This window comes from Pseudoalteromonas sp. MB41, assembly GCF_020966275.1.
In the GTDB taxonomy this organism is placed as follows: domain Bacteria; phylum Pseudomonadota; class Gammaproteobacteria; order Enterobacterales; family Alteromonadaceae; genus Pseudoalteromonas; species Pseudoalteromonas lipolytica.
Window position 1 is genome coordinate 41,923 of the sequence record NZ_JAJJZF010000025.1, and the last position, 24,618, is coordinate 66,540.

A 24,618-nucleotide genomic window follows, 5' to 3' on the forward strand; every position below is an offset into this window, starting at 1 on the left:
ATTTTTTGCCTTTTTTATTTGTGGTTAGAGTGAGAAATTATCGAATTCGGGATTCGCCTCAAGATCGCCTAGGCGTTCTATCTCAGTATCTTGGCGCATTTGTTCATGCCAACGATCTTCATCCCAAATCTCAAACTTATTCATCAAGCCAACCAACATGATTTTTTTTCCAAGTTCAGCATGTGCACGTAAAGACGGTGCAAGCAAAATTCGGCCATTTTTATCGAGTTGATACTCTGTAGCGTTACCAAGCAACATGCGTTGCATTCGGCGTGCACGTGGATTCATATTAGAAATTTTTAATAACCGCGCTTCAATTTCAAGCCACTCAGCCAACGGATATAACCACAAACAAGGCTCATTAAGTGCTACGGTGCAAATAACGGTGCCCTGATCTTCAGACAAGATCGCATCTCGGTACTTAGTCGGTACCGCAAAGCGTCCTTTATCATCCAAACTCAGAGAGCTCGCACCCCGAAACATAGCTTGCCTTAAAATTAGGTTGTAAATCGTTAACGATTATTACTGATCCAATTTGATCCACTAAAAACCACTTTTTACCACAGTGCTCCAGTTTAGGGCTTGACAAGCTATTTTGTCAAGTAAGCAGATCATCATAACTTGCTTGTAAAGCCAGAAAAAATAAGGCTTCAAGCAAAGCTACTGAATTACGTGGGAAAAAGTGGGAAACAAAGAAAAAAATCTTTTTTGCGGTTTTCTTGGCAAGCTATTGGGTAAAAATGGCTAATGAATGACCAATGAATAATTACAAATTAGTAGAATAAAATCGAATTCGGTAATTTTTACGCAATAACCCTGCAATAGTTACGGGTAATACCGACTTATATGAGCCATTAATTTCATAACAACCTGATATTAAATAATATTATTTGTTGGTACGAAGGTTGCGACGGTGTACTTACCAATTTAATGGCAATTTTTAAGGAATGATTATGACTACCGCAACAAACAAATCGAATTCAAGCACCACAAGCAGTGCAGATACGAAAGCGGCTCAAGTAGAGGCGCCATTTACTGAAAAAGCAACCGAAGCAGCGCATCATGCCGTTGATGCTTTATCATCACGTGCAGCAAGCGCTGAACACAGTGTTCGAGAGGGAGCTACTAATTCGGCAAAAACATTGTCTGAAAAACAAGCGGTTGCGCGTGAAAAAATAAATGAATACAGCGGCAAAACACGTCAGCTAGCATCTGAAAACCCATTAGCGACAGCGGGTATTGCATTTGCAGCAGGTATGCTAGTGAGCGCACTAATCCGTCGTAATAAGTAACGATTATGCCGAACTCTCACCCTACTGATGAGAAAACGCAAGAAACCACTGATCAGCAACTCCATGCTGATCAGTGGCAAGATCATCTTGCCAAACTCACTGACTACACTAAACAGCTTTACGTTGATTACCGTCAACAAATGGGGATCTGCAAAGATTTAGCTGCAGCTGAATGGCGTTTGTCAATGCGTTCACTGGCACTCACCATAATATTGATCGTCTGTTTTGCTGGGGGATTGGTGTTACTTTGGGCTGGACTATTAGCATCCATCGGTCTTGCTATATTTAGCCTAAGTGAATCAATTTGGCTGTCAGCGGTGTCGCTGTTTGCCATGCAAATACTTTGCTTAATTTGGCTGTGGAAAAATATTGGTTATATCAGTAGCAAAATTGGCTTTGATAAAACCATGACAAGTATTCGACAGTTACTAAACCTCAATAAGGAAGAATGATGTTTATTGATTACTTCATAAAAAAACCGCAGAAAAAGGTTAATAACTTAAGCCAGCAAATGGATTTACTCGATGAATTGAAACGCCAACATCACCAAGCATTTAATTATCGCTTAAAGCGATTCGCCGTTACTAAAGTCGGGCTTGCGAGTGCCTTTTCGGCGGGTGTAGGTTATGGGGCTTTAAAAAATGATGATCATCAGCATGGAAAACTCAAACAACTCAGTCAGTTTAGCTGGCTGTTACGACTGTTGTGATCTTTATCACAAAAAATACGCTTTTTACTTCTCATTTGTTAGTCTTTTCTTTACCGTGTAAATAAGTTTTGCGTGTTAACAGGATAACCTAATTGAAAAAACGGATTGTATTAACCGGTGGCCCCGGTGGCGGTAAAACAACAGCAATCGACTTATTACGACGCGAGTTCTCGAAACAAATTGTGGTAGTGCCTGAATCGGCAACCATGTTATTTGGCGGCGGAATAGAACGGGGTAATGCCCCTCACCTTGTAAAAGCTCACCAGCAAGCTATCTTCAGCTTACAGAAACACCTTGAACATATTCAACGTACTATGCACCCTGATCGTTTAATGCTGTGCGATCGTGGTAGCTTAGATGGTCTCGCATATTGGCCAGGTGATCAGGCGGAGTTTTTTCAATGCTTAGGGACCGATCTTCACACTGAACTTAATCAATATGATGCTGTGATTTTTTTTGAAACCGCGGCCAAGTCAGGGCAAAGTATCCACAGTAACAACCCTGTTCGTAACGAGTCTGACCAGCAAGCAATTTTGCTAGATGATAAATTACAAGCAGTATGGTCACAGCACCCGCATTTTAACCTCGTAAAAAGCGCTGAGTCGTTTATTCAAAAAGTCATGTTTGGTATCGACACTATTCGCGACGTAATGAAAGGGTATCAGTAGCAGCTCACATGAGCTGCTACTCTGTGTACTATAATTGGCCACGATTGTGCGCTCGGCCATAGTCTATATCGGGTCCTTTTGGCACTACTTGCGTCGGATTTATCATCGTATGGCTGAAGTAATAGTGACGTTTTATGTGGTAAAAATCGACCGTCTCACTCACCTTTTCAATTTGGTATAACTCGCGTAAATAATGACTAATTGCAGGGTAACTTTCGATGGTGCGTAAATTACATTTAAAATGACCCACATAAACACTGTCAAAGCGAATTAAGGTCGTGAATAAACGCCAATCAGCCTCTGTGAGAGTGTCGCCCACTAAGTAGCGATTATGAGTCAAACGCTGTTCAATTTTATCAAGAGCGGCAAACAAATCATCAAACGCTTCGGTGTACGCTTCTTGCGTTGTTGCAAAGCCTGCACGGTACACACCGTTATTGATATTGTGATAAACAAACTCGTTTATTTCATCAATTTCAGTACGTAGCGCTGCAGGGTAAAAATCGCGTTCATTGTTAGTAAGTTCATTGAATGCACTATTAAACATCCGAATAATCTCTGCAGACTCATTACTGACAATGCGCTGGGTCTGTTTATCCCAAAGTACAGGTACCGTCACTCTGCCAGAATAATCAGCTTTGTTACGCGTATAAATTTGATGCATGTAATCGCTATCAAATAAAGCATCCCCTGTGCTGTGATTATCTTTATCGAATGTCCACCCATTCTCTAGCATGTCAGGACTCACAACCGAGACACTAATGTAGTCTTCAAGGCCTTTTAAATGGCGAAAAATCAGCGTGCGATGAGCCCAGGGACACGCTAATGAAACATACAAGTGATACCGACCTTTCTCAGCCTTGAATCCCCCATCGCCACTTGCCCCTTTGCTACCATCAGCCGTTACCCAGTTACGCAACTGCGCTGATTCACGCTTAAATTCACCTTGGTTGTTGTCTGTGTCGTACCATTTATCTTGCCACTGGCCGTTTACAAGTAATCCCACGATAACCTCCTAGAGTGTGCCAAATTTACCTTGTTGATAATCTCTTACAGCCTGATGTAACTCTGCTTGCGTCGTCATAACAAAAGGTCCCATATGAGCAATCGGCTGCTTTAGTGGCTCGCCCGCAAGCACCAAGACACCCGCCTCCGTTTGCGAATTAAATTCAATGTCACTGCCAGGCTCTAAAATTAACAAGCTCCCCGCTTTAACAGGCCCTCCCTGTTCAGTGTTAATTTCTCCCGTGTGTATATACAACATGACTTTAGTTTGCTTAAGAGGCGCGTGTTTAAATTCAGTGCCGGCAGGCAAAGTCACATCAGCTAACATGCCATTAGCGGCTAAATCTTGTAAGCTTGAAACCTGCTCTTCACTGGCAAACTGCCAACTACCTGCAAGCGCTTTTAACTCAACCCCTTGATCATTACGAGTCACCGGTGCGGGGGCTTCTGTTGTATCTTGGTAACGCGGTGCTCTGAGCTTTTCTGCACTTGGCATATTTAACCAGATTTGGAATCCATGCATGCCTTCTTTTGCATCTGCTAACGGCATTTCACTGTGGATCACACCAAAGCCAGTACTCATCCATTGCACATCACCTGCACGAATCGCTTTTTTGTTACCCATTTGATCTTGGTGCTCAAACCCTCCTTTAATAATATAAGTGAAGGTTTCAATGCCACGATGAGGGTGTGCAGGAAAGCCCCCCATAAAATCACTGTGATCGTCAGACTTAAGCTCATCGATCATTAAAAATGGATCTAAGTATTTTCCATCAAAGCCTGGGATACGGCTAATATTGACACCATCACCATCTTGAGTGGCATGGCTATTTAATTGTTGAATCACTTTCATAACGTTACTCCCGTAAATTATATGAAATGATTGTAGACGCCAATTTAACTAACAACCATGCGTAAAATTAGCGCCAATCGTTCTATTCAGAAGAATGTTTAGTCTGTTGTGTCATCAATGTATCTGCTACGGTTGCTCCGCGCTCTCCGACTTCTTTTTCGGGGCCGACTGTACTATCAATGACCGTTTGCTGTTCAGCACTGGCATTAATTGCCGCCCCAAAAATAATGATATAAGCACTGATATAAAGCCACATCAGCATAATAACCACGCCCCCTAAAGAGCCATAGGTTTCGTTATAACGTGCAAATTGCGAGACATAAAATGAAAAACCAACCGATGCCACGATCCACAATACAGTCGCGAGCATTGAACCCGGTGTGATCCAACGCCACTTAGCAGGGTTTCGATGAGGTGCGTAGCGGTATAAAAATGCCAATGCACCGTTAAAAATGATTGCCAACAACGGCCAAGTTATCAGCGTGATCATTAAATCTATTAACTCTGTTAGGCCAACCAGATTAAGCACAATAGGTAAAATACCAATAATTAATAACGCCACGAGAGCGACGATTATGGCGCCCAACGAAAATAAAAAACGGACCAGTAACGCCACAAAAAATTGCCGTTTGTTATGCTGATGGTATGTAATATTACAGGCCGTGATCAGCGCTTGGCAGCCCTTACTGCTACTCCAGACTGTTAACAATAAAGTGCCTATAGCACTCATACTCAAGACTTTTTGCGATTGCTGCGTCACTTCACTCACTTGCAGTAAAATAATATCGCGACTACTGGCAGGTAAAATTGCAATCACTTTAGATAACTGCTCATGAATGTCCGTTGGTGAAGCAAAATAGGCATAAATAGACACAATGGCAGCCAGTGCAGGAAAGATTGCTAGCAGTGCATAAAATGCGACACCTGCCGCAACAAACGATAAATTATCTTGTGATAAATTATGATATACCCGTTTGCTTATATCCCACCAACCTCGTAATGGGATTTCCAGCGGCGAGCGAGCCTGAAAACCGCGATTGCCCTGAGACATATTCTTCCTCACTTTCTACTTAGCTTAAGGTGTCGTTGCAAACTACTTGCCACTAATAATGGCGTCTAACTTGCATTGAGCTACGCTTATAACTGCCCGGCTATAATCCATGGAGTGGTGCAATGAATTTTTATTTATATCTTACTAATCAAGTAACTAATTTAATCACACCCACACTATCAACCACGACGTCGACGCCAATTGAAAGCCTTACGTGGTACGATTTAAACTCACAAGTTACGCAGTTTTTACACACTGCTTGGCAAATGTTACCGGCTCTCACACTCGGTATTGTCGCCATTATTATTTGCTACTTACTGGCTCGCCCTTTGTCATATGTACTGATTAAACCACTGGGTTTTGTGAGTGAAAGTAAGCTTTTACATGTCGTTACACGGCGCTTTTTTAGCATCGTTATTATTTTGTTTGGGGTGTACTTATTTTTACGTCTTGCAGGGCTAACCAGTTTTGCCGTCGCTATCATGAGTGGTACAGGATTGGTGGGCTTGATCCTTGGCTTCGCATTTCGTGATATCGCCGAAAATTTTATCTCGAGTATGCTACTCAGCGTACAGCGACCGTTTCGAATTGACGATGTAATAGAAGTAGATGGCCGCTTAGGGGTGGTAAAAAAAGTCACAGCTCGCGCCACTACTTTGGTGGATTTTGATGGTAATCATATTCAAATACCGAATGCTACCGTCTATAAAAATGTCATTAAGAACCTTACTGCGAACCCCAAAATGCGCGGCCATTTTACAGTAGGCATTGGCTACGATAATGACATTCGCTATGCTCAGCAATTAGCCATGCAAGTCGTAAGTCAAAACCCTGCTGTTATTAATGATCTCCCCAGTCAGGTTCTCATTGAATCGCTTGGATCTGCCACACTTAATTTAACCATTTATTTTTGGGTAAACAGCAGTGAACATAGCACGGTTAAAGTGGCATCTCAGCTAATGCGAATGTTAGTAAACACCTATTTAGCAGAAAAAATTAGTATGCCAGATGATGCTCGCGAACGAATTATTTTAAATACCGATGCCGAGCACACCAGTCATCACACCACTTCGCCCCCACAAACATCAAACACACTCGACGACCATAGCTTGGATGATATAAGTAGTGATGCAGATGATATTCGTGAACAAGCCGATCAGTCTCGCGATCCTGAGCAAGGCAGTAATATTATTTAATATTTATCCTGTAAATTAAATACATCCATTAAATCAAGATTGAACTGTGTTAGCTGTATGTATTATTGCGGACATGCAGCAGTTTTGATTACCTGTTAACTTTTGTAATTGTCTTTCAATTAAGATAAAAAGAAACAACTGACACATACTCTTAATAATAATCTCAGTGATTTAGGTATCGTTATGACAATAGATAGACGTAGTTTTTTAAAATCTGCCGCAGCTATTACCGCCGCGACAGTCGTGACTGGCTGTGCGAAAAGCCAACAAGGTGATAATCAAAGCACACCACTTGCGTCACAAGGTAAAAGCGTAATGGGCTTAGCTGTGCCTGCGATGGATGTGGTACGTGTTGGTTTTATTGGCGTTGGTCAACGTGGTAGCGGCCATGTAAAACACCTTTGCCACATTGAAGGTGTTGAAATTAAAGCTATCTGTGACACAGATCAGCTAATGCTCGAGAAATCAATTAACTATGTTGTTGAAAAAGGCTTACCTAAACCAACTGCTTACACGGGGTCTGATAAAGCCTATTTAGACATGCTGGCTCGCAATGACATCGACATCGTGATCATTTCAACACCTTGGCGTTGGCACACACCAATGAGTGTTGAAACCATGGAAAGTGGTAAACATGCCTTTGTTGAAGTACCCGCAGCAACCACTATGGAAGAGTGCTGGCAACTAGTAAACACTGCTGAGCGCACTCAAAAGAACTGCATGATGATGGAAAACGTTAACTACGGCCGTGACGAGTTAATGGTTCTAAACATGGTTCGTAAAGGCGTATTTGGCGAGTTACTACATGGTGAAGCCGCTTATATTCATGACCTGCGTTGGCAAATGAAAGAAATTGACCGCAGTACCGGCTCGTGGCGTACTTACTGGCATACAAAAGTAAACGGTAACTTATACCCCACTCATGGCTTAGGCCCCGTTTCTCAATATATGAACATCAACCGGGGTGATCGCTTTGATTTCGTAACATCAGTCAGCTCACCTGCACTTGGCCGTGCAGCCTACGCAGAACGTGAATTTCCTGCAGGCCACGAACGTCGTTCACTGAAATTTACTGCTGGCGACATGAACACCAGCATTATTAAAACAGTGAAAGGCCGAAGCATTATGGTTCAGCACGACACCACAAGCCCACGCCCGTACAGCCGCCATAACCTAATTCAAGGTACTAATGGGACATTTGCAGGTTTTCCTAACCGCATTGCCCTAGAAGATGTACCACCAGCCATTGCAAAAATCTACCAGCAGCAATATGAAGCTGAAGTAGCAGCATGGGAAAGTGCGGGCTCACAAGGTCGTAAACCACATATGCAAAATTTCCATAGCTGGGATCACGATATGGAAAAATGGCGTGCAGAGTTTGATCATCCATTATGGCAACGTATGGGTGAAGAAGCCGTTCGCAACGGTGGTCACGGCGGCATGGATTTCATAATGTTATGGCGCATGATTTACTGCTTGCGTAACAATGAACCACTGGATCAAGATGTTTACGATGCTGCAGCCTGGTCATCAATCTTCCCACAAAGTATGGCATCGGTTGCAGACAGAAGTAACAGCAAAACGATACCAGACTTTACCCGTGGCGCTTGGCAAACAGGTAAGCCACTCGGGATTGTGTCTTAACAACTTACATGCCAAAGCCCGCACCTTGCATTGCGGGCTTGTTGATTAATACATAAAGTGATTAGCACAAAGTAAGTCATTGTCACGATTAAGACTCATTATATCTGGCATATTCCATTGGCCCCACAAACTCAACATAACCATCATTATTGTAGTTGCATAACAAAATACACCTATGCCAAGACCACATTTAAATACACAACTATAACCAAAGCGCTATGTTGATACTCTTAACTAATGATGAGTGATGACAGCTAAATGGCAATGCTTCAACGAGCGCTAACCTAGCAGCGGACATAAAAATTCGATGGATTTTCTTTACAGAGTCAGTGCAAGGCTAAGTACAAAACGGCGACCAAATTGCTCTACTTTCATGAGGGATGTTGCATCGTTTGTTTGCACTTCTCGAACAAGTCTTTTGTCTGTTGCATTAAAAATATCAAACCGCAGTGCGACCGCATCAGAGAAAAACCAGCTGTAACTTAAATCGACACTCGTAAAATCATCGATATATACATCAGCATTGTTCGATAAGTCTCGCTGCTCTAAAAACTCACTACGGTAATTAATATTGGCGGCACCTTGCCACTTCTTTGCATTAAACATTAAGCGCAGATTTGCAGTCAGCTCTGACACCCCTTCAATATCAGGGTTATTAATTTGCTCTGCCGTTAACTTCGCGTCCACCAACTGATTCACGCTCGTTATCATACTGGTTTGCACTGAGTTATCTGATAGGAATGGCAATCGCCAATCAGCACTGAATAGCAGTCCAGAGATCGTTGCTTGACCATCATTATTTGCTTGCAGAGCTGAGTAATCCTGCTGTTGATAAGTAACTGTTTTTATTTGATCAACAATAAAGTTATCGAGTTGATGATTAAATGTCATAAGTTGCAGGCTATTTTCTTCGCCTAACCAGTTTAGTGACATACTGGTGGTGTTAGCAACGACAGGCTCTAAGGCTGGGTTGCCTAACTCAGCATACGGCAAACCACCTGAATTCACATGAAGCTTAGGATTTAAATCAGAATAATTAGGTCGATTTACTGAACGACTATAGCCTAATCGACCAAGCCAGTGTGGAGAAAATTGCCATTTTAAACTAAACGAGGGTAACCACATCGCAAACTTTACCTGCTCTGATAACGTTTTTAATTGACCACGTTCATCAAGTTGATGCCCTAATGTATGGCTTTTTGTATTACTGTGTCTAAGCCCAAATGCCGCAGTTAAGTTTTCTAAATAAGGTATCTGCCATACGCTATGAACATAGCTTTCATAGGCTGTAAATTCAGTTTCATAACTATTTAAATGATCATTTTCGTGTCGCTCACCAAAGGGCAACTCAATATCATATAACTGTAAAAGATCACGCTTTGGAATCAACCAAGGTTGCACTGGCTGCGACAAAAAATCAGCTTTAAATGCGTGAGTCAATGGCACTAGCCAACGACCATCAAGCGCAGGCAAAGTCGCTAACTGTGAACTCGACAAACTAACATCTTGGCGTTGATATCTATGTGACTGTTCGGATTTTTCTGTACCAAATTGCAGATTCGATAATCCCCATGTTGATGCTATTTGCCATACACTGTCCACTCCCCATTCTGTAACTTCGTCATTAACCTCAATCATACGGCGACTCAATTGTGACAAGCGTGAGTAACTATCAACGAGGGCTAAATTAGTTGCGAACTCATACTGCGCGACTTGTTTTTTAGAGATAGCAACCGTTGCTGGTACTGGTTTTAGCCCTACATGAGTCCGCGTAATTGGGGTTTGAGTTGCACTTAACGATTCACTGTGGCTATAAAAAGGACTTATTCGCCAATGCGTTTCATCCTTTGCGTACCATGTGGGCATTATTTGCAGCGTCTGATTATGGTAATACAGACCCGACTCTTCTCGTGAAGATTTACCTTGTGCAGCATTAAATTGCATGTTTTGGATGCTGTTTTTCCTCTCATCGCGTGTCGCTTCTGCATGTTCATTGAGAGGATTAATAGAAAGTCGATGCTCATCATAGGTAAAATCAGTATCTGACCGAAGCCATAGTGTATTTAGTTCAAATTGTGGGTGGGGCTGCCAGGCAATATTTGCGTAGTAACTAGTGCGAGTTCTATCCTCATTTTCAATGGTAAGCGCTAGCGTATCAGTGGGAACTAAACTGGTATCATCAAGTTCTTTCCAGTGATAGTTATCTGGTGCACCACCATTCTCGCCCCAATGCCAAGTTTCGAATTGAAATTGTCTTTGTAGGCGATTTTCATAATTAAATTTAACTAACGCAGCCAATTTGCCATCAGCTGAAATAGCATTACTCGTTAAGCCAAAGCTTGGTTGAAAATTACGATCTCCCGCAAGCGCAGCACTGGTTAGGGTTGCCTTAAAGTGATTACTATTAAGTGAGAGCGGATCATCACTCATTAAATTAACAGTTGCTCCCGCAGCTCCGCTTGGTAATCTTGCATCCGCCAGTTTATACACCGCAATATTCGAAAAAAGTTCTGCACTGAAGGTATCAAAGCGGTACTGCTGACCATATTGGTTTGAATTGCGAACATTTTCAGTATTTGCTAATCGATGCCCATTTAACAGAGTTAATTGATACTCAGGTCCTAGCCCCATCGCATTAATATTTAGTGCCTCACCTCGGTCCCGGGAGATACTCACGCCAGGGATCGCTTGAAGCGCCTCTGCCAAATTCTCCGCGGGTAATAAGGACAACATAGCACCACTGGCAAAATCAGCTTCACCTATATAATTTTGCTTTTGCTGCTGCGCGTAATGGGCACTTTGTTGATAATTGCTATCATAAACATGCGAAACCGCGTGACTTGCTTTATCGCCCGTTACGGTCACTTCTTCCATCAAAGGCTGTGACTTAATATTTGTGTCTAATTGAATGGACTTTAAAACAACAATGCCTGACGTAGTTTGTTGCCAGATAAAGCCGTTTTTTAATAGCAGCGCATCTAGGCTTGCTTCTAAACTGTCAGCTTTAGAAGTCAATGGCACTTGTAGAATCACTGAGCTGACTAGGTCGTCTGGGTAGATGATCGCTGTTTGATATTGCTCTGCCAAAGCGATGAGCTGCGCCTTTAGCGTGCTTTGTGCAGCATAAAGCTGCTTAGTGAACATACCAAGCAGCATTAAAATACAACAGCAAATGCACCTCATTAACTTACATCCTCATAACTAGAGGAGTATATTGTGCCTATTTCCGATGAAAAGTTTATGACGAAATCATGTCAGTTTTCGGCCTTTTCACTTAACTCAATGCTGTCAGGAAACTGTTTAATTTTAAGCGTATTTAACTGAGCTATCAGCTTTGCTGCACCGAGTATATCGTCTATCGCAAAGCGGCCACTGACTTTTATATCACTAGACACATTATTTAAAACCACTGGCTTTTTGCTATAACGATTTAATTGAAATAAAGCATCATTAATAGACACGTTATCTAAATCTAACCAACCTTCTTGCCAATCAGGTTGTAACGCATTAAATCGTGATACGTTTATTGCAGAGTCGCTCACTCGTGCGCGCTGCCCTTTTACTAATTCAACATGCTGCGAACCATCTAAGCTAGTAACAGAAACCTTCCCATGAAAAACATCCACTAAGGTTTCTCGCAATGTTTTATCAACATTAAAAGCTGTACCAAGCACTTCGATACTCGCATTGCCTACATCGATTGTAAATGGACGCGATTCATCACGATGTACAGAAAAATACGCTTCGCCTTTACTTAGAATCGCTTTGCGGGCTTGGTTGTTTTCACTAAATTCAAGCTGAGAATGCACATTCATCGCAACCAAAGTGCCATCAGACAAGCTCACATCTTGGGCTTCTTCGCTGATAAACTGCTTGGCAGTTACCGTGTTTACTGCTGGTAAATACGGCGGTTCATAAGTAGGTATCAGCGCCCACATAACGACCGCAAAACATGCTGCGACAGCACCTCCTCCCCAAGAATACAACGCTAAACGACGACGCTTTTTAGCTCGTGCAAGTTGTTCATCCTGTTGCGTGTCCACCAGCTCAAGCGCAGCTAATAACGCCGCATCGTCCCAAATGGCTTTTTCCAATGCATTATCCGATTCATAATCATGTTGATGTGAAGAGTTCATCGCTATCTCAATTACTCGTAATGTTAATATGACGATTTAACCGCCCTAACGGGGACATTCGTGCACTAAAAAATGCTCAGCCATGGCATTTTTCAGCATCTCCATTGCCCGCGAAATATGTTTTTTCACAGCTTCTTCAGACAACCCCAAGCTACTCGCAATTTCTGCCCGTGTTTGGCCTTTAATACGGCGTCGAATAAATACATCTCTGCGCAGTGCTGGCATTTGCAACAAAATTTGTTGGTAAAGTGCAATACGTTGCTCATATTCAAGCGCTGACTCAAGCGATAATGCTTCGCAATGCGGCTCATGCTCTAAAGTTTCAGGAGATTTACTTTGTTGACGATGATGATCAATCACCAGATGTTGCGCCATACGATAACCATACGCGAGCGGATTATCTATCGGGTCTAAGTGTTCAGAGTTAAGTGCCTTTAATAGCAACTTTTGAAACAAATCATCGGCATCGGCACGCTCACTCACTGCTTTGCAAAAAAATCCTTTTAATGCATCTTGATTAGCAATAAAGCATTGCAATAGCGCTCTACTATGTACAGAAGCTGTATTATTTAAACCGTTAGTCATTGAAGATAGAGACATAATTTTAGTGATGAGGCTAGCTTGTTTATCTAGGTATGACGCGAATCCTAACCTAAAGGGGACAACGGTATGATGAATATTGAATGACAGTTTTACGTAATTCTCGACTTAAAAATGTCACAAAAGCTTCATTTAAAAATTGGTCCCCTTCTTTGTTAATGCATCGTCTTTAGAGGCGAATTTAAACCAAATATTGCATTTAACAGGAATTAACCCTCATGACTTACCGTGCATTTTCATTATCGCCTTTAGCACTTGCTGTTGGCTCATTAGTAATCGCTCCCGCTTACGCAGAACAAAACCAAGAGCCGATTGAAGAAATTGTTGTCACTGGCAGCTACGTAAAGAGTTTAGAAAAAGCAATTGATTTAAAACGCACCAATATCGGCTTTTCAGATTCAATTGTCGCTTCTGACATAGCAGACTTCCCTGAGCAAAATTTAGCCGAAGCCTTGCAGCGTATGCCGGGTGTCACCATAGAGCGTAATAAAGGTCTAGGTCAAAAAGTAAATGTACGTAGTTTACCGTCTGAGTTTACATTTGTATCAATCAATAATCTTGCGACAGCCTCAGGCAGTGGTGGTCGAGATGTTGAATTTGATATGTTCGCTTCCGAAATTATTCAAAGTGTTACAGTTAAAAAGTCACCAACAGCGGCTGATGAAGAAGGCGGTATTGCGGGCTCTGTCGCAATAACAACGGCACGACCATTTGACTATGATGGTCGCCAACTTGTGGCATCCGTTGAAGGCGCCTATAACGACATTTCAGAAAAGAGCGATCCTAAATTTGCATTTTTAGCGAGTGATACCTTTGGTAACTGGGGAGCCCTGGCTTCATTTGCTTACTCAGAGCGTACCAACAGAACTGACAGCAACTCTGGCATTAACTTTCGCCCATTATCTCGCTGGTTAGAAAAATCAGGTTCGTCACAATGGCAATCAGACCAAGCTGCTGACGTTTTAGAGCGCGATACTGGTATCAGTATTAATGACCGTTTTGATAAAGACGAAACAAGTCGCGTGGTATTTCTTGATAAAGTTGGCGATCGTGCTTACCTGACAGAACAAGAAAAGTGGGGCGCTACCTTATCACTACAATACAAACCTAGCAGTGAATTTAGCCTTACTTTTGATGCGCTACTTGGTAACTTTGATAATCACGAAGATGAATATGATGCTGCGGCTTACTCTGCTTCAAGTATAAGTTCACTTGAAAAAATATATAGTTACGATGATAACACGTTGTCTGACTATGGCATCACCGTACTCACAGATGTGAACTACGCAGCAACTCAGCATGAGTTTTTAAGTAAAGAGAACAGCAGTGATACAGATTACCAACAGTTCAGTTTAACCCTTGATTGGATGCTAGGTGACTGGGAAGTTTACGGCGTTGTTGGTTATAGTGGCGCAGATAAACTGGCAGAAACGACCAACCTCAAACACACCGCTTATCGCCCAACGCGTTCTCGCTATACATCAACAGGTGGTGAAACCATTGCCAGCGATAACCCTAATACATTTGATATGTATAACTCACCAGAAGCCTATACATTCGATTACTACGAGGTCAATTTAGAAGATATCTCTGATGACAAATATGCGGCTCAGCTCGATTTTAGTCGCCATTTCCAGTTAGATTTTTTCCCTGCGTTATCTAAAGTGCAATTTGGTGCACGCTACACCGACAAATCAAAACAACGTAATTATGGTACAAACCGCATAACAGGTGCTTCTGCTGATGATTCATCATGGGTTGGTACACGCACTTTAGCCGATAGCGAGCTCACAGTAATTTCAGATCTAGTATCTGGTGGCGAATATTTATCAGCAGTATCATCTAAACAAGATTGGAGCCAAATTTCCAATAACTATGCACGTAGTGAATTGCGTTATGATGGTTTTGGAGTTCAGTACGCCCCCGATCAATTCTACGAAGTCTCTGAAAAAACAACCGCTATTTATGCGATGGCAGACTTTGCATTTGAAATAGGCACATTACCTGCCACTTTGAATGCGGGTGTTCGATATATTGATACGAATGTTGATTCATCGGGTTATCACCAAGTGCAAAGTGATGACGGCAGCACAGGTTATACGTCGGCACCTATCTCAAAAGAAGGTAGCTACAAAGAGACGCTACCAAGTCTTAACTTTAGCTTAGAGCTTACTGATAATTTATTATTTCGCGCTGCAGCATCAGAAACCTTTATTCGCCCTGCCCTGACTGATATTGCTTATAAACGCACGGTAAGTTTAAGCGAGTTTAAATACCGTGACGGTAACCCAGATTTAAAACCAACCTACGCTGATCAATGGGAAACCGGTTTAGAGTGGTACCTAGAAGAAGGTGGTTTACTTGCAGTGTCTTATTTCGAAAAAGAAATTGAAGGCGTTGTTCGTGAATCCTTAACCGGTGTTGTGACTGACGTAACTAAATATAATGATAACGGTACTGTCGACGGTGTGTACGACTTCGACGTCTACCAAAAAGTAAACGCTGAGGGTTCATACGATGTAAGTGGTATTGAATTTATTGCACAAATTCCTTTTGCTCGTTTCCACCCAATGTTACAAGGTTTTGGTATAAATGCTAACTACACGACGTTAGATAATTCACTCACGGGTGCGTCTGATTTAGCGATACCAACACCACCAGAAGGCTTAGCAGACGAAACCTATAACATTACTTTTTATTACGAAAATGACAGCTTTGATGCGCGCATCTCTTACAACTACAAAGACAAATATGTTGAGTATATTGAGCGCGATATGTACCCCGTTTACCGTGATGCATATGGCCAAACAGATATCTCGTTTGGTTATCAAATCAACGACACAATAAAAGTCACTCTTGAGGGCATTAATATCACTGATGAAGAAACCACTGGCTACACCATCGCTCCGGTGTTCCCAACGATGTATGAGTTTTCAGGTCGTCGTTTCTCGTTAGGCCTCCGCGGCAGCTTCTAAGCGTATCGTCGGGGCCTAAGTGCCCCGTTATCCTTATAGCAAGGCATATACAATGCGATTATTTACACTTTTTTTAATACTTATTGTGACGTTTAAGCTCAATGCAAAAGAACTAAACACACAAATAGCCTTTATTCCCGACATTCACTTTCATGATATTTATGCTGACTTTAGTCATGTTGGATTTAAAGGCATTGCGCTCGATAACCATACAAAGCCTGTCACAATCCGCAGTATGAAGGCACAACTCCATTCAACCAGATTATTCAATGAAAACTACTTTGCACTCACCGCCGCACTCGATGATATTGCAGCGCGTAACGTGAAATTAGTCGCCTTGCCTGGCGACTTTACCGATGACGGGCAGCCTGTTCACTTACAGGGCCTAAAGGCTCTATTAAGTGAATACACAAAACGCTATGGCATGCGCTTTTTTGCTATTCCGGGGAATCATGATCCCGTTAAGCCAATACGAACCCATGCTGGAAAATCAGATTTTTTAAATAGTGAGGGACGCGAGGTGGCTATTTTTAGTAAAGGCCACGCTATGTGTAAAGGCCCTCATACCGATTTCTTGTTTTGCGATGATGCTATTAGTCAAGGTGGCTATCAAGAAATTATGGACGCGATGTCTGAATTTGGTTTAACGCCACAGAGCCAAGACTTGCTATGGCAAACACCTTTTTTAAATAATCACGCTTCTTTAGCCGAGCGGCAGTACCAACAATGCACTAATGATAATAAGCACTGCGTAATGCTCCCTGATACGAGTTACCTTGTTGAACCTGTTGCAGGATTATGGCTTTTAGCTATCGATGCCAATGTTTATTTACCTGAGTTTAAAAACAATCAACTTACTTTCAAGGGTTCAGGCAATGCAGGATACAACAAGGTCTTAACTGAAAAACCGTACTTATTAAGTTGGATAAAACAGCTTGTTACTGCAGCAAAAGAGCAACACAAAACACTGATAGCGTTTAGCCACTTTCCGATGGGAGAGTTTTACGATCAACAAAGCGCATCAATTAAAGATTTGTTCAATGACCGTGCTTTTCAGCTAAAGAGAGAACCGACAACCAATACACAAAGTACGTTAGCAAACACTGGTCTACGCTTACATATTGGGGGACACATGCATATGAATGACACCAGTATTATTAAAGCTAAGCAGAATACCCTTTATAATATTCAAGCCCCATCTATAAGCGCTTACCGCCCTGCTTACAAGCTTGTTAGTATTACAGGAAGTGAAGCGAAAGTAGATACCGTTTTACTCGATTCTATTGCGAACTTTGATACGTTATTCCCGGCTTATAAAAAGGAATACAATTACTTAGAAGAGCATAACCAAGATGAAAAATGGCTTTCTGATATCCTACAAAGCAATAACTATCACCAATTTACACTGCAACATCTCGCAGGACTCGCAAAGTGGCGTTTTATACCGAGTGAATGGCCTGAAAGTTTTAGAACCCAGTTACTCACATACAGCTTTCATGAGTTATTAACACTTTACGATAGCCAAACACCTCTCTCATTAACGCAAACATCTGATGCCCTTCTCAAAAAGGTCAGTCTATTTGATTTTATTCGCGACTTTTACTTATTGAGAAATGCGGGGTCTTTAGCGCTTGAAGATATTTCAGAAACACACTTTAAAGCCTACAAGCTCATGGCTCAACACTTAGATGCTATGGCTCAACACTTAGATGCTATGGGGCAATGCTTACCAAAAAAGGGGAATAAAATAGCACAAGACGTTGATATATGTACCTTTAAAGTAGGCCTTAGCAAAGCATTCGCTATTTTTGAAAAACTAGCACAAGGTGAAAACGATCGCTGCTTGATCATTGATCTAAACTTAAAAACGAATAAACCAGCAAAAGCATGCCGCTCCTAACAAATAAAAACGGCACCTAAGAGGGTGCCGTTTTTATTAATATTACTTATTACTGAGCATGAGCTGCAGCACGGAAAATCGTGTTAGTGAGCAATACATTCATGCCTTCAAGGTAGGCGCGATACGTCGGTGATTGTGTAAAGCCTATCACCATGCCTTTACCTAGTGGTTGATGAACAAGGAGCGGCTTGTAAGCTAGCTGAGCTTTATTTTGCTGCCACAAATAACCACTCGCCAGTACATCGTCTTTACCTGTGAACCACGCTAAGTTTTTGCCTGAGTTAAGTTTAATTGGCGTGTAAATATCATTACCGTAAGCCACCGCCACTAAATTTTTATCGACGCCTGCGGTTAACCAATGCTCTTGGTCTACTTCAACATTAGCAAGTACACCGGCTACATAGTCTGGCGAGGTGTGTGGTTCGATGCTCGCTGCTTTTAAATCATCACGAGAAGCGAATAACTGCCCTGCCACTTTACTGCTTTTATCATCGCTGCTGTCGGCTTTTTCTTCTCGGTAGGCTTGCTCGCGCTTAACATCTAATAAGCCGTAATCAGCATGGGTGGTAAAGCGGTTTGCATTACCGAGTGCAATCAACACGCCACCAGCTTCAACCCAGCTTTTTAAATTAGCCGCGCCCGATTTACCTAATGATTGCTCGTAATTACCTTCCGGTAAAATCAACACTTGGTAATCACTTAAATCAGCCCATGCAAGCATTGGTGTACGAATAGCCGTTACCGGATAGCCGAGCTGTCTTTCTATAACAAAACGGGTGTTACCAGCGCTTAGCTCACTGGTAGGTACATCCCATGCAATCGCCACTTTTGGCGCCACCATTGGTACTGTTTTATTACTACCAAAGCTAGGGCCATCAATCACCCAGCTTGAATCAACACCATCGACTATTGCACCTGTTTGCTCTGCAATTTGACTAATTTTAGTCAGTAAGTCTTTATCGTTTAAGCGCTTTTCAATCACTAAACTGCCCGCTGGGTAGTTAGTTTTATCACCTAATACAAATGCTTGGTCAGCACTTTTAAGCTTAACGCCTGCTTGCAGCGCTGCGGTTAAAAAGCGTGCAGCGGCCGTGTCGCCCCAAGCAACAATATAAGCCACTGAGGCTTCTGGGTTATTCACTTTACCAATCAGTGTGTCGTTAGCCTGAACCGCTTTACTGTCAGCGCTCACAGCCTTACTACAGCTATCGCTATCAACATTAAACATCATTGGCAGCGACCAGCCTGTGACATCATAAATTTCGTCGCCTAGGTTACGAGCACGGCGTCTTTCTTGTTCTTTTACAAAGGCTTCAGCCATATCAACTTGGTCTGTAAATGTGGTACGAACAAATACACCACGCGGCTGCGCTGTATCAATAAAGTAGCTACCCGCTTTGTATTTAACACCGCATGCTTTGAAATCTTCATTTGCTTGTTGAACTTCTACGCCGTGTTCAGCCATTAACGTAGCAAGTTTATGCGTTCCTTCACGGTTACTTTGGTTCGGTAAAATATACACACGTTCTTTACTCTTCTTACCTGAATCAATTGCATCAACTTGATATTGGTAAAAGTCATTAAGTAGCTTCTCACGTTGATTAGCTGCACCTTCGGCGGTAGAAATTGATGCCACAAACTGACGCTTCACTGTATTAAAATAAGTAAGAAGTTCACCGGTGTTTTTTTCAAAAACATGGCCGCGAGCAGAGCCTACTTCGTAGGTTGATGCTGACGCACCATAAAATACAGGCCAACTATCACCGTACCCAGGATAAAAAGCATCAAAAATTTCGCGGGTAAAATAATCAAAGCCAAACTCATCAAAATATTTAGCATGATTTTGGCCAATGGCATCCATATTGGCTATTTGCGTTTTTGTCATATGGGGATTGAATGGCTGAGCAGCCGGCGCAAAATAATATGATTGATCGCCGCCCATTTCATGAATATCAACCACCACTTGAGGTTTATATTTATTTATTGCAGCTACTCTACCCTTTGTTTCAGGCTGAGTAAGTGCTAACCAATCACGATTCATATCGAACAGATAATGATTAACTCGACCTCGAGGCCAAGGCTCATTATGCTCTGCACTTAAACGGTCTGCGCTGTGCTCTAATCCGACAGTGGCATAATAGCGAGAAACAAAGCGCTCACGGCCATCAGGGTTTTGTAGGGGATCAATAAATACAACGGTATTCTCTAATATTTTACTGTTAATGGTATCGTTCGGTGCCGCTAATAAATGGTAAGCGGTGAACAGTGCCGCATCGGTCGAGCTAATTTCATTACCGTGTACTGCATACTGCAGCCACACTGAAGTGGGTAAGTTTTTGATGAGTGACTTTGCATCTTTCGCAGATGTACTTCGCGGGTCTGCCAGCGCTTGCGTGTTGTTTGCAAGGGTTTCTAATGAGCGAATATGCTCAGCGGTGCCAACAACCGCATAAACAAGCTCACGACCTTCCCAGCTGTTTGCATACTTAAAAACTTTAATACGCTCAGGAGCGGCTTGCTCAAGGGCTGTTAAATAACGACGCATATCGTTGTAATTAGTAATGCGCTCACCTACATCATAACCAAGAACCTGCTTAAATGTAGGTATATCCGTGTTGTAAACCGTGCCTGGCCACATAGTCTCTGTATTGTTGATACTTGCTGCGGCACTCAGGCTGACAGACATAGCCATAATACACAGTGAGACGGCTTTGGTTGCTCCCTTCGCAAACATATAAATTCCACCCATTTAAAAAATCTGAACAAACAGTTACTAACATATAAAACTATTGAAAATAAGGGAATTAAAAGCGTTAGAAAGGTATAAATTAGGGTTAACTGGGAAATAACACCCCTTGTCAGCGAGAGTCATAAGAGCAAGGGGCATTAGGTGTCATTTTCTGTTTTATGCTTTCGCTTTTAAGAAATCATAAAGTTCGTCTTTCAGCGCAGCTCTTTGGTGTTTCTTTTCATGCATTTCACTGTCATCAATCGGAGAACTATTAAGCTCAAGCTCTCTAATTTCTTTATCCATGTCATCGTATCGTTGCATGGTATTTTTAAAATGGGCATCGCTTTTGGCAAGGTTGTGGATTAATTCATTAAACTCTGGGAATTCATTCAATAACGAGTGTTTTTCGCCTAGCATGGGCAGCTCCTTTGGCTAGAATTAAAGTTCAAATTCACTGTATCATTCTGTGAAACAGAGTCAACGTAGCAACCTTGTTCAAGATCAATAATGACAACGATAAGGCACAGATACCCTATTGCCCCCAATACGGATGAATCAATAGATCGGTTGCTTTAATTTATATAAGAATAATTCCTAGACATAACTTATTGAATTAGATGTATAATAAAAACTCTAAGGAGAGAGTCATGCGTATAGGTATTATCGAAGATCATCAATTGGTAAGAGATAGTTTTAAAAAACTATTGGAGCTGCAATCTGGGTGGCACGTTATCATCGAAGCCTGCTCAGTCAATGAAGCAAAACTTGCTGTCGAGATAGAACAACCTGACGTGTTTATTGTCGATATTTCAATGCATGAAGGTGAGAATGGAATGGCGTTTTTATCTTATTTAAACACGACATTTCCTGAAATAAAAACCATCGTTGCCTCCATGTATGATTACGAGCCCTATGTGAGTAATGCTTTAAAACTTGGTGCATTAGGCTATGTGTCTAAACGCTCAGCATCGGAAGCTTTAATTGATGCAGTCAATTCGATTATGAAAGGAGGCAGATACATTAGTGAAGATGTAAAATTCAATGCGATCTCTGCATCAAACAAACTCGATTTACTCACACCAAGAGAAAGAGAAGCCTTCCCCTTATTTGCCAAAGGATTAAATGCTAAACAAGTTGCTCAGCAACTTAATATGATGCCCAAAACAGCTCATGTCCATAAAACCAATATCTACAATAAACTAGAATCTACGAGTTCTTTTGATTTACTAAAAATTGCCATCGACTCTGGGGTAATAGCGCTTGATGAACTGGCGTAACTGCATGCCAATACACGTAAACTCAGTCAATGTAGTGATTGAGCTATCGAAGCAATTATTAACATTTATCCTGTATTTTGTCGGTTTATATTGCTCATCGTTGATAAGTAACCATTTAGAAACCGTAGCTCAAAGTAGTGCAATTTACTTACCTGCAGGAGTAAAACTTGCGTTCTTCGTAATTTTCCCCCTGAGGTTTTGGCCCATACTGTGGTTCACGTCTCGGCTTTATGCAGCCTATTTAGGTGTCTATTATAATAATGAATGGGACTTCGATTTGTTTCACGGCTTTTTACAAGAGCTAACCTATATGGCTATTGTGTATGGTTTTAAAGAGAACCGCTGGCCACCCAAAATTGACTCTAATTCTGGCGTTTTATCTCTCATATTACTCGCCGTATTCACGGCTGCATTTAAATGGTTTTTATTTTCGAGCGCCTTTGAATTTACAACGTGGCTTAAGGATAGCCAGTTATTACAATACAAACTCAATATGACATTAGGCGATCTGACAGGTGCACTATTTATCGCTCCCGCCCTATTGCTACTGAGCAATAACTATAAACGCATACTCTCTTACTATAATAGCTTGATTTTAATCAGCTTATTAACACTCACTCTCATTTACTTACTTATCTATGTAAACCATGCTGACTTATATTCGCTTTTACGCCTCTGCTCGCTCCTTCCTATTATTTGGTTTTCTTATAAGTTTGGCATTACGGGCGCAATTTCTAGCGCATTTGTCAGTAATTGCTTAATTGTCGCTGAAGCGGCTATTGTTCAAGACACAACCAATACATACATAAGCCAGATTTTTATTATAGCTAATTCAGTGACAGGGCTATTAATAGGCACAGCAACAAGCGAGCTAAAACTAAAAAATAACCAACTACAAGACAGCAATGAAAAGCTCACGGCATTACTGGAAAAAAATAGACAACTTGCCAAACGCATGGTGACAGTCCAAGAAAATGAACGCAAATATCTGTCTCAAGAGCTGCACGATGAACTAGGTCAGAGCCTGACAGCCCTTAAAACTGATCTCACCGTTTTATCAATCGAGCAGCAAAACGATACAAGTCCCCTTGTAGCAGGACTAAAAGAAAATGCCAAAGCGATGTATGACTCAGTCTATCAGATCATGCATCACCTTCGACCAAGAGAGCTTGATGAACTAGGTTTAGAGCAAGCGCTAAAAAATGGCCGATTTAAATCTCTGCTTAATAAATCGTCTATAAATTATAAGGTCGAATTAAACTTAAAAACGACACTCTCTGATGAGCATCAAACCGCTATTTATCGTATTTGCCAAGAGGCAATTACTAACTGCATCAAACATAGCACAGCAACCGAATTAAGACTCAACCTGACAGCAAACGATACTCATATTCAACTTCAATTAAAGGATAATGGTACAGCGAACGGTATAAGCAGCGACTCGGGGGGTTATGGGTTGTCATTCATTGAAGAACGGGCGATTGCGCTCGGTGGCAAATATACTATTGATGAAAGTGATGGTTATACAATAGAGGTTACTTTTGATCTATGATCACACGTACCTAACGAATATAAACCTGTTTCGAATAATATTTCTTTTTGGTATTCATAAGTTGAATTTCAGCTTGATTACCAACAAGCTGCAGCAATAAGCCGTGAGCGATTTCTTTTTCGCCTACTTTCGATTTAACCACCACTTCTTTACCAATAACACCTTGTAATCTGGGCTTTGGAAAACTAGCTTTTGTGACTGGTTTAAGCCCCTCATTTTCAACGAATAAATTAAGACAGTGCTGCTTAGCTGCAATAATCCATTCATCTTGAGACTTTACAATATCGACATTATTTAAAAAATGAATCAGCGCACTATTCCTGCTGTTAAACTCACTCGACACATCCGACATATTTCGCGCTTGTGCCCACTTTCTGATCACAACGTACTTTCCCTGCATGAGTTTAGCCAAGCTCGTTGATGCCCCCGTCATCCTGCTATACCATTCAATTCTATAGCATGAAGATCCTAAGCTATGCAGTAACACACTCGTATTACCAAACTCTTTAGTGCTTCCCTCAATAATACTCATTGTTTATTCCTTTAATCTTACCTCGTTTAAGATAAAAGAATATACAGAACACACGGTTATGGTAATTGGCTGCTTTCTTAGTAAGCCTAAGAAAAATTCCTATACGCTATAATCAGTTAAAAACTATAAGAGCAGACTTACTCGCACAATTCAAAACAAAAAGCCCGTGGCGTTAACTACGGACTTTCTTTAATGTGGTCTGTCTCGTCCTGAAATGTGTTTACACATTTAGGACTTATTATGACCAAGTCAAATAATACACCGATCAAACGAACACAACGAGATTATTCATTAGGCTTTAAATTACAAGTTGTCGACGCTGTAGAAAAAGGCGATATGACTTATAAACAAGCCCAAAAAATTTATGGCATACAAGGTCGCTCAACTGTGCTTACTTGGTTGAGAAAACACGGTAAGATGGATTGGACTCAATCACCTAAGATGACTATGCCTAAATCACCTAAAGCCAAAGAAAGCCCCGCACAAAAAATCAAGCG

The 24,618-nt window shown here is 41.6% G+C and carries 21 protein-coding genes; 11 read left to right on the top strand and 10 right to left on the bottom strand.

Translation table 11 applies throughout. The features are described from left to right. Positions 1–24 precede the first annotated feature (24 nt). Entirely contained in the window at positions 25–483 is a 459-nt protein-coding gene (mraZ, locus tag LPA49_RS18340; RefSeq protein ID WP_230237420.1) for a division/cell wall cluster transcriptional repressor MraZ, read from the bottom strand. A gap of 470 nt (positions 484–953) precedes the next feature. On the opposite strand from mraZ, the gene LPA49_RS18345 reads away from it, so the two are divergent. The 4 genes from LPA49_RS18345 to LPA49_RS18360 all read left to right on the top strand — a co-directional run bounded on the left by LPA49_RS18345 (position 954) and on the right by LPA49_RS18360 (position 2,669). Continuing rightward, complete coding sequence (locus tag LPA49_RS18345) at positions 954–1,292, top strand: DUF883 domain-containing protein (protein ID WP_074988822.1); 339 nt, start codon at positions 954–956, stop codon at positions 1,290–1,292. A gap of 5 nt (positions 1,293–1,297) precedes the next feature. Beyond that, positions 1,298–1,744, top strand: a complete 447-nt coding sequence (locus LPA49_RS18350) for a hypothetical protein (RefSeq protein ID WP_230237421.1) — start codon at positions 1,298–1,300, stop codon at positions 1,742–1,744. After that, a complete protein-coding gene (locus tag LPA49_RS18355) occupies positions 1,744–2,001 on the top strand; it encodes a hypothetical protein (RefSeq protein WP_036971221.1) in 258 nt (85 codons plus the stop codon). Before LPA49_RS18350 ends, LPA49_RS18355 begins: the two co-directional genes overlap by 1 nt. A gap of 92 nt (positions 2,002–2,093) precedes the next feature. Beyond that, positions 2,094–2,669: an AAA family ATPase gene (locus LPA49_RS18360; RefSeq protein ID WP_074988821.1), complete on the top strand. Its 576-nt coding sequence runs from the start codon at positions 2,094–2,096 to the stop codon at positions 2,667–2,669. A gap of 28 nt (positions 2,670–2,697) precedes the next feature. Here the strand turns inward: LPA49_RS18360 and LPA49_RS18365 are convergent, their stop codons facing one another. The 3 genes from LPA49_RS18365 to LPA49_RS18375 all read right to left on the bottom strand — a co-directional run bounded on the left by LPA49_RS18365 (position 2,698) and on the right by LPA49_RS18375 (position 5,578). After that, positions 2,698–3,675 (bottom strand): glutathione S-transferase family protein, encoded by a 978-nt coding sequence (locus tag LPA49_RS18365; RefSeq protein WP_230237423.1) that lies wholly within the window; start codon positions 3,673–3,675, stop codon positions 2,698–2,700. 9 nt (positions 3,676–3,684) lie between these two features. Next, a complete protein-coding gene (locus LPA49_RS18370; RefSeq protein WP_230237425.1) occupies positions 3,685–4,527 on the bottom strand; it encodes a pirin family protein in 843 nt (280 codons plus the stop codon). 82 nt (positions 4,528–4,609) lie between these two features. Then, entirely contained in the window at positions 4,610–5,578 is a 969-nt protein-coding gene (locus tag LPA49_RS18375; RefSeq protein ID WP_230237427.1) for a YihY/virulence factor BrkB family protein, read from the bottom strand. A gap of 122 nt (positions 5,579–5,700) precedes the next feature. Here LPA49_RS18375 and LPA49_RS18380 point away from each other — a divergent pair, with 122 nt between their 5' ends. Then, on the top strand, positions 5,701–6,774 hold the full coding sequence (locus LPA49_RS18380) for a mechanosensitive ion channel family protein (RefSeq protein ID WP_230237429.1): 1,074 nt from the start codon (positions 5,701–5,703) through the stop codon (positions 6,772–6,774). A 183-nt stretch (positions 6,775–6,957) separates the two neighbouring features. Further along, positions 6,958–8,418 (top strand): Gfo/Idh/MocA family protein, encoded by a 1,461-nt coding sequence (locus LPA49_RS18385; protein WP_230237431.1) that lies wholly within the window; start codon positions 6,958–6,960, stop codon positions 8,416–8,418. A 318-nt stretch (positions 8,419–8,736) separates the two neighbouring features. Here LPA49_RS18385 and LPA49_RS18390 read toward each other — a convergent pair whose 3' ends face one another. From LPA49_RS18390 to LPA49_RS18400, 3 genes are all read right to left on the bottom strand, one after another. Beyond that, positions 8,737–11,601 carry a TonB-dependent receptor gene (locus LPA49_RS18390; protein ID WP_230237432.1) on the bottom strand — a complete coding sequence of 955 codons (2,865 nt, stop codon included), beginning with the start codon at positions 11,599–11,601 and terminating at the stop codon, positions 8,737–8,739. 71 nt (positions 11,602–11,672) lie between these two features. Next, positions 11,673–12,554, bottom strand: coding sequence for a FecR family protein (locus tag LPA49_RS18395; protein WP_230237435.1), 882 nt, complete (start codon positions 12,552–12,554; stop codon positions 11,673–11,675). A 45-nt stretch (positions 12,555–12,599) separates the two neighbouring features. Further along, positions 12,600–13,139, bottom strand: coding sequence for an RNA polymerase sigma factor (locus LPA49_RS18400; protein WP_230237437.1), 540 nt, complete (start codon positions 13,137–13,139; stop codon positions 12,600–12,602). Positions 13,140–13,372: 233 nt separating this feature from the next. Here LPA49_RS18400 and LPA49_RS18405 point away from each other — a divergent pair, with 233 nt between their 5' ends. After that, positions 13,373–16,129, top strand: coding sequence for a TonB-dependent receptor (locus LPA49_RS18405; protein ID WP_230237439.1), 2,757 nt, complete (start codon positions 13,373–13,375; stop codon positions 16,127–16,129). 52 nt (positions 16,130–16,181) lie between these two features. Further along, entirely contained in the window at positions 16,182–18,029 is a 1,848-nt protein-coding gene (locus LPA49_RS18410; protein ID WP_230237440.1) for a metallophosphoesterase, read from the top strand. Between the two features lie 49 nt (positions 18,030–18,078). On the opposite strand, the gene LPA49_RS18415 is transcribed toward LPA49_RS18410, so the two are convergent. Together LPA49_RS18415 and LPA49_RS18420 are read right to left on the bottom strand one after the other, a co-directional pair. After that, the gene (locus tag LPA49_RS18415; RefSeq protein WP_230237442.1) at positions 18,079–20,763 is read right to left on the bottom strand and encodes a M14 family metallopeptidase; all 2,685 of its coding nucleotides are present in this window, start codon (positions 20,761–20,763) and stop codon (positions 18,079–18,081) included. A gap of 171 nt (positions 20,764–20,934) precedes the next feature. Then, a complete protein-coding gene (locus LPA49_RS18420) occupies positions 20,935–21,177 on the bottom strand; it encodes a YdcH family protein (RefSeq protein ID WP_036971241.1) in 243 nt (80 codons plus the stop codon). A gap of 230 nt (positions 21,178–21,407) precedes the next feature. Here LPA49_RS18420 and LPA49_RS18425 point away from each other — a divergent pair, with 230 nt between their 5' ends. Beyond that, positions 21,408–22,037, top strand: coding sequence for a response regulator transcription factor (locus tag LPA49_RS18425; RefSeq protein WP_230237444.1), 630 nt, complete (start codon positions 21,408–21,410; stop codon positions 22,035–22,037). 4 nt (positions 22,038–22,041) lie between these two features. Then, the gene (locus LPA49_RS18430; RefSeq protein ID WP_230237446.1) at positions 22,042–23,589 is read left to right on the top strand and encodes a histidine kinase; all 1,548 of its coding nucleotides are present in this window, start codon (positions 22,042–22,044) and stop codon (positions 23,587–23,589) included. Positions 23,590–23,599: 10 nt separating this feature from the next. Here LPA49_RS18430 and LPA49_RS18435 read toward each other — a convergent pair whose 3' ends face one another. After that, the gene (locus tag LPA49_RS18435) at positions 23,600–24,121 is read right to left on the bottom strand and encodes a hypothetical protein (RefSeq protein WP_230237448.1); all 522 of its coding nucleotides are present in this window, start codon (positions 24,119–24,121) and stop codon (positions 23,600–23,602) included. A gap of 240 nt (positions 24,122–24,361) precedes the next feature. Between LPA49_RS18435 and LPA49_RS18440 the strand changes: the two genes are divergently transcribed. Beyond that, positions 24,362–24,618: helix-turn-helix domain-containing protein (locus LPA49_RS18440; protein ID WP_326847808.1), on the top strand; the 257-nt coding region annotated here is incomplete at its 3' end.